Consider the following 10,746-nt stretch of genomic DNA (forward strand, 5'->3'; position numbering starts at 1 on the left):
AGCCCCACCAGCGCCGCTGCTGCCGGCGCTGGTGGGTTCCCGCCCGCCTGCGGCAGGGCGGGCAGGACGTCCGCGCCGCGCGCAGCGGACGCGGGGTTTCCCGGCGGTGCGGATGCAGCCGCCGGGGGGTTCGCCGCCGCAAGGCCTCCGGCAACGGCGGGAGCGGCAACGGGGGTGGGGTCGAACGGGACCCAGCCCGTGCCGGGGAAGTAGACCTCTACCCAGGCGTGAGCATCGCCCTGGGTGACGTCATAGCGCGGCGGCACGGATTCCCGCGCCAGCGTGCCCGGCCCGTAGCCCTGGACGTAGCGGGCCGGAATGCCCGAGCTCCGAAGCAATATGGTCATCGCTGTGGCGAAATGTACGCAGTAGCCCTGCTTCGTGACGAAGAGGAAATCATCCACGAAGTCAGATCCGGGGGGTGGCACCCGGGTCTTCAGCGTATAGGTGAAGCCGCTTTGCAGGTAATCCCGCACAGCAGTGACAGCACCGTAGCGGTTACCTGTTGAAGCTGTGAGCTGTGCGGCCAGCTTGCTGACACGTACAGGCAGCAGCTCGGGAAGCTGAAGATACTCATTGCGGACAGACAGAGGATCCGTTCCGGATGAAGCCGCGAGCACAGCCGGATCACTCTCAGGAAATACAGAGTCTACGGTATATTCTGCAATCCGGACGGTTCCGCCCGCCTCCGGGAGCCGAAAGCTGGTTTTCTCCGGATTTGTTAGCACATAACCCAGCTGGCTCCCGTCTTCCAGGATTACATTCGGGATATCCTCCACCATTCCAGCACTGAACAGCGGCAGTCCGCCAGCAGAAGGAACCGCGAATTCAACGCGCTGCACAAGTCTGCGGCTCTTGCTGGCATTTCCGGACTGCTCCTGCTTGAATACAGGCAGCCCGGTCAGACTAATTGGCAGAAATCCTGCTCCGTCCCTGATCCAGCGGCGTCCGTCATAGTAGGCTATACTCTCGCCGCGCCAGTAGGAAGGCTGAGCGGCAAACACACTAAGAACAGCTTCAGTACTGGATGATAGCGGAGCCCCAAGCTCTGCTTCTCCTGAACTGTAACCTGTGTATCCTGATTGGTTCTGATGTATTCGGGAGGACTCCTTCATCTGTCCTGATGCCCAGTTCTGCAGCAGGGTCATGACCGGCTGGAACGTGACGGGTCCCCCTGGACGCGCTCCGTACAGCTGCCCACCTGTCCAGGCTGCCGATGTTAACATTAACGCAGCTCCCAGGGCCAGCACTCCCCAGCGCGTATAAGGAAGAGAAGCACTCCCGGTACGCTCTCGTAACCGCAGCAGGCTGTTCAAGGCCTGGATCCATAGAATCAGCCACAGGGCAACAATAATATTGCCGGTTGTTCTCACGGTAAAGGCCATATCGAGCGCTAGAAGGTAAGCCAGGGTTACTAGAGTAAAAAGCAGCGTGCTGCCTCTATATAAGGCCAGCTGTTGTACGGAGCAGACCAGCAGTCCCCAGCCCAGCACCAGAATCAACAGCCGGCTATTTCCGCTAAGAGCAGAGAGATGTCCTGAAAAAAGTAAAGTCATATCATCCGGAAACCCGGCAGCATATCGGCTCAGCCAGCGTTCTCCTTCATTGGCGCCACATATATAGAACCAGGTCAAGAGCATTATGATGAATTGGACTGCGTACAGCAGTAAGTTAGCAAGCCGAAGACTTCCCCACAGCAGCAATACTGCCGCGGAGAACATGAGCGTGTGCAGCAGCCGCTGCGCATCAGGCTCCACAGCAGACCGGAGTAGCGGAAGCAGCCATTCCATGAACAAGCCCATAATGGCCAAAGAGAACAGTAGCCGATAATGCAGAGGACTGCTGTCCCTGTAATCAGCCTGACTGTTCTCCGAATGGTCCCGGACGGCCGGGGCAGTAATCGTACTGTTCCTTTTCTCCCGGCGTATCTTCCACATGGCTAAATTCCCTGCAGACACCCCCTTAGCAGCTGATTGGACGCTACCAAAGCGTTGACTTCTCCTGGAACCCATGATGGCCCACCCCCTTGTATCCATTTGACGGGCGACTGTCGCTGAGGCAGTATATACAGGCTCCGAGTCTGGTTAGGCTGGCGCCAATCGTTGCTGCAGGGCTCCATGGATTCTTCGCTGTACCCCCTGACTGCTCCGGAGCGGGTTGATCCCATACATAATAGAGTTCAACCTTCACACCTTGTACCAGAAAACGGGCAAGGGTACGGGCGGATTCTTCCTCCAGCCGGCCGGTAATGACTGCAACAGTCATCCCGGGAATCCAGCCCCTCGAAGCATCCTCCAGCAGAGTGCTTAGAGAACGGCTGCCATCCGGGGCAATCCCGGTGAGCATGTCCTGCACTCTGGACGGAATTTGTCCGAGTCCTTCATGTCTTGCCATGCCCTCAGGCCATCCCCCGCTGAAGAGCTGCACATAGGAACCGGACTGCTCAGCAGCGAGTAAAAGACCCATGCCGGCTGAAACAGCCAGCTCAAAGGCATCAGGTGCGGTGCCGCGTTGTCCCCGGGGCGCCAAAGCCCCGTATGGAATCTGATATTCTCCGGGAGTATTGGCAAGAACGATGCAAGACATGCGCCCCTCTTCCTTCTCGGGCACACGGCTCTGCAGCGTCCCCTTACGGGCACTATTCTTCCAGTGAATGCGGCTAAGCGGATCGCCTGGTGCATACTCGCGGATATCCCCTGCTTCCGTGCTGTAATTCCGGGTACGGCTGCTGAGCGCTACGTCCCCCGCGTTTGCGCTGCTATGGAGCGTTGCTCCGCCTACATACAAAGGCCTCGGACGGACCTTAAAGCTGTAGCCGCCCCCTGCCTGAGCGCCGCCAGTGAATAAGCCGAGCATATCTCCCCAGCTTATACTGCATCCCTGAAGCTGGTGTACACCCCTCTGCACTTCCTCCAGCAGATAGCTGTAAGTCAGGGAGCGCCGGAATCCCAGAAAAAGCAGTTCCTGGTGTTGACCGCTGCTCCACTGGTCGGCTACAACCATCCACGGCAGCGGAATGCTTGATCTGAAGCTGACCCGCACTTCTACGGTCAGCGTATCCCCGGCTGCCAGACTGACACGGGACAGACTTCGCGTAACCGTCACCTGTCGCGGGCCAAAGATCTTCAGCAGCAGCCCGCCTGTCATAAGCAATCCGCAGGCCGTCAAGAGAAACAACAGCGTCTCGCCTCCCCTCCAGAGATACAGGGATAGGGTGACACCCGCCACAGCAACCATTCTTAGCCACTCTCCCCAGGCATTGCAGCAGCCATGACGGGCAGTCTGGATCCTGGTTGGATTACTGCTATTTTGATCTTTCCGTTCAAGTGTGTTCTGTTCCATTAAGGATGAAGAGGACAATGGACTACCCTTCCTTTGGTCATAGACTAGCCCCGCTGCCATCCCGGTTAACTGAGATGACGGTGCGAAGCCTGATACGGTCTATTGTTCCCACGAAAAAGAGTGCCTAGACCTCCCGGACGGCTCCATTTCAAAGTGCTTTTACCCTACGTTCTTCCACTGTCACTGATGCTGTCAGCGGCTTATGACCGGCAGCCTCCAGCAATCCCCGGAGCGAAACCCAGAGTGAAGCACCGATCATCTGTACATCAGCACTACTAACGTGCTGTATTCCATCCGCATCCGTTAGGGTCAGTTGTTTGCGCTCAGCATCCGCTATGATGGTCCGTCCATTCCAGATAATCTTGCCGCTGCGGCTGGATGAATCCCAGCTGACCTGTCCACCCAGCCGCTCCACTGCTGCACGCAGCGGGACCCGATACTGTCCTTCACGGATGCTGTATTCTCCAGGCTGCAATTTGGTTTCAAGCATCCCCACTTCCAGTGCCAGCGCTTTGCCTGGTACGAACAGTTCACGGTTAGGCACTATATTGGCAGCAATCCAGTCTTTGGAGGGCCCTGTGTGACCCGCTTTGGCTATGGCGCGGGATACTCTGAACTGGACGGGCTGCATCTGTCCATCCAATACACCAAAAGCATATCCGGCAGCCTTATATCGCTCAATAATTCCCGGCAGAGCCTTCGCACTCTGCTCATGGCCTCCCCCGTCATGCAACAGCAGAATCACCCGGGAAGCGGTCATATCTGCAACCGATTCCTTCAAAATATCCGCTGCAGGCACCCCTTTGCGCTTGGAATCCCCGCTATCCACCGTCCAGTCCATGACAGCATAGCCCGCTTGCTTCAGCAGGTAGAAATAGGTCCCGTCAAAATGCCCAAACGTGCCCCCTGGCGCACGTATAAGCTGCGGGCGCACCCCTGTGATCTTGCGGACTATCTCCTCGGTCTGCTTGATTTGAGACCAAAACTCCGTAAACCCGCTATATAAATCATGGTAATTGTGATTATAGGTATGATTGCCGATCGTATGGCCCTGTTCCCATATAGCATTGATCAGCTCCGGCCGCTGTTTGGCCTGCTCCCCAAGCACGAAAAAAGTCGCCTTGACCCCCTGCTGGCGCAGGATCTCCAGCACCTTCGAAGTGATATTGCTGGGGCCGTCGTCAAATGTTAAGTAGACCTTCTTGCGCTTGTCCGGCGCAGATGCAGAAACCATCGACACAGCAGATTCTGGCTTAACAACAGCTTTCACCGGTGCTTTTACCGTATTAAGCGCTGCAGATTTCCCAACGGTCTGTGAGGGTCTGCTATTTAGTGAAATCTCCGCCGCAGTCCAAGAGGAGCTTGGCTGCGGCTGAAGCTGGCCGGCAACCGGCGCCACCGAGGTCAAATCTTGCGTCACGGAAGCCGGAAGATTATTCTTATAGAGTACAGCCCAGCCCCCTACTGCAAATATTAGAACCGCCATAGCAAGCAGCCCGCTGAGAATCATCGGGCGGATATGATTTTTCCGGCTGTCTTTCATCTTCTCTACCTCCAGCATTCTATTGCGCTTTTCGCGCCGTTTGGTAGATTGTATGAAGACACGCTCCGAAATAGACTTAGGCATGATGCCCTTGGAGAGTGACGACCTTATGGAAATGTTGAAATGGATACAGGAATTGTTCGCCAGTTACGGATACAGTGTATTATTCTTCGGGCTTCTGCTGGAGTTTGTAGCTCTGCCTTTTCCCGGGGAGACTACTATGGCTTTTGCGGGATTCCTGTCCTATACCGGCAGACTTGACTTCTTTGTGCTGATTGCTGTAGCTTTTGCCGGAACGACTATTGGCATGACTGTGACCTATTTCATCGGACTTAAGGCCGGGCTTCCTTTTATCCGCCGTTATGGAAAGTGGTTTCTCTTCTCAGAGACCAAGCTGGAGAAGACGCAGCACTGGTTCGACCGCTATGGCAGCATACTGGTTTCCATCGGCTACTTCATCCCCGGTGTCCGGCACTTTACCGGATACTTTTCCGGCATAACCGCCCTGCCCTTCCGAAAGTTTGCTCTTTATGCATACAGCGGTGCCCTGCTATGGGTAGTGCTTTTTCTGGGAATCGGAAAATTGTTCGGTCCGCAGTGGATGGGCATCTTTCACCTCATCGAACAGAATGCGGTCTGGATTGTCTGCGGTATTGCCGGCCTTGCAGCACTGATTATCCTCTACCGTTGCCGGCATAGCATCAGCGCCCGTCTTCTCCGGCGTAAAAGAGGCATGAACCTGGATTCAAAAGTGAACGTCAAGGTCAAAGAACCCTCCAAATAAAGTTGTGTCCACTAGCCATGACAGAAACAGCCGACTTCACCTCTTCTCCCTGCGCCGCCGCAGCACAGAAAAACCTCCAAGCAGCAAGGCCACCCCTGCAAAACCGCCCCCCCCTGAGAATCCCAGTGTTCTTGGCCCCACGATATCCAGCAGCCAGCCTGCGCCGAACATAGACACTCCAATCAGGGAGCCGCTTATCGCTGCCAATATACCAAAAACAACCGGCTGCTGTGCCGGAGGCGTCTCCCTCATTACCAGTGTGTCTAGACAGGCATTACCAATCCCTCCGCACAGCGACAGCAGAATATACAGGACAAAGGCCACTCCAAAATGGCCGCTCCCGCTGATACTCATCAGCAGAATCCCCTCCAGCAGCAGTCCGGTAAGCGCTATGGATAACAGCCTCTGCTTCAGCAGCCGTCCGGCAAAAAAACTAAGGCTGAGCCCGATGCCCAATGCGCCATAAAAAGCTCCGACCCCCACATCCCCCATATGGAATACCTGCACAGCATACACGCTGATCAGTACATTGTCCCACCCATTGATTATGGGTACCAGCAGCTCGTAGGCCATAATAATCTGCAGCACCCGGCTGCCGCCAATCAGAAGCTTAAGCGTCTGCCAGCGGCCCGCTTGTCTCCGGAAACCCTGCGATACAACCTTCTCTGCTGCACCGGTAGCTGCCATCTGTTCTGCCTCGCTGACCGCAGTCTCCGGAAACTTTATACCCCGGATCAGAAGTGCTGCCAGCAGAAAAGAAGCTGCATTGAGGACAAAACCCATTTGCGGACCCCACCACAGTGACACAACTCCACCTGTAAAGGCTCCGAGTATGAGTACACACCCTGTCATCAGCTGCTCCAGACTATTGATCTTTAGCAAAGCATCAGGACTTACCAGCAGCGGAATCGAAGATTTGCGCACCGGACTATAAACAGCCTCTCCAGCCGCCATAATAAAGCTCCCTGCATACAGCAACCAAAGCCTGTGCTCCCCATCTACCAGCAAAAAGGACAGTGCAACCGGTATCCGCAATATATCGACGGCCATCATAAGGGTTCGGCGCGGCATCCTCCCCACAAGGATCCCGGCAAGCGGGGCCATGAACAGAAAGGGAATCACTCTTATCCCCAGTGCAATCCCTACCGCCATTCCCGATCCGGTCACCTTCAGAATCAGCGCCAGCATGGCGATACTACTGAACCGGTCACCGATGCCATTGACAAGACCAGCGGCAAACAGCCTGGAATACCCTCCCTTGTTCCTTTTCAGTACTGCCGATGAGCCATCCTTCAATAGATTCATATTCACAACGCATACCCTCACATTCATTATTAAACATTTATCTAATTAGATATTATTCTAATTTATATGGGATTACAAGTTTTATTTATTTTGATTCCACGCAAGAATACAAGGATAATGGAAGTACGAATATTCCCGGAAAGAAGGAAGCTTGTGTGAAAATAGACCGTTTGCTCTCCATCGTCATTCTGCTGATGAACCGGCCCCTAGTCCAGGCCAAGGACTTGGCTGATATGTTCGAGGTGTCTGTACGGACCATCTACCGTGATATCGACAGTATTAACGGCGCCGGCATCCCCGTCGTCACCTACCAGGGTGCCAATGGCGGCATTGGCCTTATGGAAGGATACCGGCTCGACCGCAATGTGCTCACTGAACGCGAGCTGGCTGATATTTTCACGGCTCTGCAAAGTGTATCCTCTTACAGCGGCGGCGGTCACAACCTGCTAATGGAAAAAATCAGCAGTGTGATTCCTCCCTCCAAGTCGCATGCTTTCCGTAACAAAACCAACCAGCTGATTGTCGACTTTTCTCCCTGGGGAATGCAGGGTCTATTGGAAGAGCGCCTGACTCTTCTAAAAGAAGCGCTGGAGGAGAGTACTGCCGTAGCTTTTGATTATGTCAATGCGGACGGAGAAGTCAGTCACCGGTCTGTGGAGCCTTATACACTTGTACATAAAGGCGCCGGGTGGTATCTATACGGATTCTGCACGGAACGCCAGGACTTCAGATTATTCAAGCTGTTGCGAATGAAGGCATTGGTCAAGGAAACACGAAGCTACGAGCGTCTGGATATCCCGCTCAAGGATCTGCCCTGGACAGACGGCTGGAAAGAACCATTGAATACACAAGCCATTGTCTTGCATTTCTCGGCAGAGGGCAGACATCTGGCGGAAGACTACTTCGATACGGAGGAGCTTAAACCGGATGGAAAAGGCGGATATACGGTTAAGGTGTCCTATGCAGAGAACAACTGGCTGTACGGATTCCTGCTCAGCTTCGGAACAGTTGTAGAAGTACTGGAGCCGGAACCGGTCCGCCGCAGACTGGCTGGGCTGGCAGCAGAAATTGCCGCCAAATATACCAGCAGCTTATAAACCTGAAGGGATGCTGTCAGGTTAGATATTTTATACTGTGGAGGAATACGGGCTGAGGAAGCCTGATCCAAATCCAAGGAGCGTGTGAATAGTGGACATGACAGCATCCCATGAGAGCGGAACCCCCATCTGCCAAAGCTGCGGAATGCCTATGCCTGAGGCAGAGCTGAAGGGCACAGACCATGAAGGCAACAAGACGGAAGAGTACTGTGTATACTGCTACGAGAATGGAGAATTCAAGCAACCGGAGACTACTATGGAGGAGATGGCCGATGTGTGCGCCGGATACATGGTAGAGGAGGGTATGGATGAAGCGGAAGCACGAAGTATTCTGGCAGACAGCCTGCCGCGCTTGAAACGCTGGAGTGCAGGAGCAGAGGTCCAGATGCCCCTATAAACAATGGACAATAGTATAAACAAAAGGACTATCCGCGCCGGATAGTCCTTTTGTTCATAGATATGAGTACGAAATTCAGTTAGGAATCATCTTATGCCTGCTGTGACTTTACCTTCGGTGTCTGCACAGGTTCTGCTTCTTCTGTTTTGAGGAAGTCAGGCTGCGGAGAGGTTTTCTTAATGAACAGGGCAAGCACCAGGGCCACCACGGTCACCCAGGTCGCTACAGTAAACGCATGGGTAATCCCGTTGATCGTGGCATCCTGTGTAAGTTTGAGCATTGCGGCTTTGTCGGTCTGGGATACAGCCCCGCTCATCACTGCGTCCGTAATGTTGCTCTTCGTACGGTTGGTCATCAGGCTGACAAAGAGCGCCATCCCCAGTGCTCCGCCTACCGTCCGCAGCGTATTCGACATTGCGGTTCCGTGTGAAGCCAGACGTTGCGGCAGCTGGTTCAGACCAGCGGTTACGATCGGCATCATCAGCATGGACATCCCGAACATCCGGGCCGTATACGTCAGAATCAGGTGAGTGTAGGTAGTTGTATGAGTAATCTGGCTGAATTCCCAAGTGGTGACCGTAGTAATAATCAGACCGATAACGGACAGCCATCTGGCACCGATTTTATCAAAAATAATTCCTGTGATCGGAGACATTACGCCCATCAGAATCGCACCCGGAAGAAGCATCAGCCCCGACTCCATAGGTGTAAAGCCACGAATCGTCTGCAGATAGATCGGCAGCAGGATCATACCGGAATACAGTGCCATCGTAACAATAATGTTAATAACTGTGGTCAATGAGTACATGTTGTACCGGAAAATACGGAATTCGAGCAGCGGCTTGTCGGTAGTGAGCTCACGCCATACAAACAAAGCCAAAGATACCACGCCAAGAATCAGGCATGCATATACTGTCGCGCTGTTCCAGCCATCTGTACCGGCATCACTGAAGCCATACAGCAATCCGCCAAAACCTAGTGTAGACAGGACCACACCCAATTTGTCCAGTCTGGGCGAAGTCAGCTTTCCGACATTCTGCATCGTCTTCATCCCCAGCAGCGTGGAGAAAATAGCCAGCGGAAGCACAATGTAGAACAGCACCCGCCAGGAATAGTTCTGGACTACCCAGCCGGACAGCGTAGGTCCTACAGCCGGGGCAAAAATCATAGCGACCGCCATCAGCCCCATCGCTTTACCGCGTTCTTCAATCGGGAAGATCCGCAGGAATACGATGTTCATCAGCGGCATTAGAATACCAGCGCCGACAGCCTGAATCACTCTGCCGACCATAATCATCTCAAACCCGGACCCTACGGCACAGACCAGCGTTCCTATAGAAAAAAGGATCATTGCCGTAGTAAATAGTTGACGGGTGGTAAACTTCTCCACCAGATAGGCACTGATCGGAATTAGCACCCCGTTCACCAGCATAAATCCTGTAGTCAGCCATTGCGCTGTATTGGCGGCAATGTTGAGATCCTCCATCATTTTAGGCAGCGCCACATTCATCAGTGTCTGATTCAGCAGTGCCACGAATGCGCCGATTAGAAGGGCCGCAATGATCGGGCCTCTGCGTATCGTCTTCGACGGTGCGCCAGCGTTAGCAGTTATTGTACTCATAGCTTCTTATTTTCTCTCCCTTGTCCTAAAATTTTAATAATTTCACCATGCAGTCGCAGCAGCTCTTTGGCATCTTCGGCTGGGATGTGTGACAATGGCTCCAAGTGGCTTCTAAGCGACTTTTTGCTTTGCTCCCTGATTCCCTGCCCTTTATCGGTGATTGCCAGCTTAAAGATACGTTTGTCGCTCTCTGAGCGTTGTCTGGTTATCAGTCCTGCCTTCACCATCCGGTCCACCACACCGCTCGCGGCGCTGTTTCCCAAATGCAGCAAATCCGCAAGCTCTGTGATTCCAACATCAGGGTGAGTTGTCAATTTGCGCAAGACCATTAACTGAGTGGATGTGATGCCCAGCTCTTCTGCATCCTTCCACATGAGCTGTTGAAAATTATGAATAATGCAGCGGAATGAAGAAACAATCTCATCCAATTGCTGCTCTTTATCCTCCAAAATTCATCGCCTCCATGAAATCCTTTAACCCAATAATACTTCGCATGCGAAATATTTTACTATTTATCTATTTGTTCGTCAACCACTTACTGAAAATTTCTGAAATTTTCATCTTGGGATGTTGGAGTATATCTTTTCGTATTATTAGGTCAACCGGAAAACTTCTGGTTGGCCTATTTCTGTAGGTGTTTTAAGATGGCGGTAGCCG

Annotated in this window: 9 protein-coding genes; 3 read left to right on the forward strand and 6 right to left on the reverse strand. The window is 53.4% G+C overall.

Annotated elements, in window-relative coordinates:
- The 3 genes from AC0MA3_RS26145 to AC0MA3_RS26155 all read right to left on the reverse strand — a co-directional run.
- Nucleotides 1–2,012: transglutaminase TgpA family protein (locus AC0MA3_RS26145; RefSeq protein ID WP_474658301.1), on the reverse strand; the 2,012-nt coding region annotated here is incomplete at its 3' end.
- Nucleotides 1,981–3,360: a DUF58 domain-containing protein gene (locus AC0MA3_RS26150; protein ID WP_474658302.1), complete on the reverse strand. Its 1,380-nt coding sequence runs from the start codon at nt 3,358–3,360 to the stop codon at nt 1,981–1,983. The genes AC0MA3_RS26150 and AC0MA3_RS26145, both read right to left, overlap by 32 nt.
- A gap of 130 nt (nt 3,361–3,490) precedes the next feature.
- Nucleotides 3,491–4,885, reverse strand: coding sequence for a polysaccharide deacetylase family protein (locus AC0MA3_RS26155; RefSeq protein WP_474658303.1), 1,395 nt, complete (start codon nt 4,883–4,885; stop codon nt 3,491–3,493).
- Between the two features lie 109 nt (nt 4,886–4,994).
- On the opposite strand from AC0MA3_RS26155, the gene AC0MA3_RS26160 reads away from it, so the two are divergent.
- Nucleotides 4,995–5,669 carry a DedA family protein gene (locus AC0MA3_RS26160; protein WP_474658304.1) on the forward strand — a complete coding sequence of 225 codons (675 nt, stop codon included), beginning with the start codon at nt 4,995–4,997 and terminating at the stop codon, nt 5,667–5,669.
- 36 nt (nt 5,670–5,705) lie between these two features.
- Here the strand turns inward: AC0MA3_RS26160 and AC0MA3_RS26165 are convergent, their stop codons facing one another.
- On the reverse strand, nt 5,706–6,974 hold the full coding sequence (locus AC0MA3_RS26165; RefSeq protein WP_474658307.1) for an MFS transporter: 1,269 nt from the start codon (nt 6,972–6,974) through the stop codon (nt 5,706–5,708).
- Nucleotides 6,975–7,129: 155 nt separating this feature from the next.
- On the opposite strand from AC0MA3_RS26165, the gene AC0MA3_RS26170 reads away from it, so the two are divergent.
- Both AC0MA3_RS26170 and AC0MA3_RS26175 read left to right on the forward strand, forming a co-directional pair.
- Nucleotides 7,130–8,071, forward strand: coding sequence for a helix-turn-helix transcriptional regulator (locus AC0MA3_RS26170; protein ID WP_474658305.1), 942 nt, complete (start codon nt 7,130–7,132; stop codon nt 8,069–8,071).
- Nucleotides 8,072–8,168: 97 nt separating this feature from the next.
- A complete protein-coding gene (locus AC0MA3_RS26175; RefSeq protein ID WP_474658308.1) occupies nt 8,169–8,468 on the forward strand; it encodes a zinc ribbon domain-containing protein in 300 nt (99 codons plus the stop codon).
- 91 nt (nt 8,469–8,559) lie between these two features.
- On the opposite strand, the gene AC0MA3_RS26180 is transcribed toward AC0MA3_RS26175, so the two are convergent.
- Both AC0MA3_RS26180 and AC0MA3_RS26185 read right to left on the reverse strand, forming a co-directional pair.
- Nucleotides 8,560–10,089 (reverse strand): DHA2 family efflux MFS transporter permease subunit, encoded by a 1,530-nt coding sequence (locus AC0MA3_RS26180; protein ID WP_474658306.1) that lies wholly within the window; start codon nt 10,087–10,089, stop codon nt 8,560–8,562.
- Nucleotides 10,086–10,538 (reverse strand): MarR family winged helix-turn-helix transcriptional regulator, encoded by a 453-nt coding sequence (locus AC0MA3_RS26185; RefSeq protein ID WP_379158665.1) that lies wholly within the window; start codon nt 10,536–10,538, stop codon nt 10,086–10,088. Before AC0MA3_RS26185 ends, AC0MA3_RS26180 begins: the two co-directional genes overlap by 4 nt.
- Nucleotides 10,539–10,746: the final 208 nt, after the last annotated feature.

This window comes from Paenibacillus sp. LS-5 (assembly GCF_056121505.1).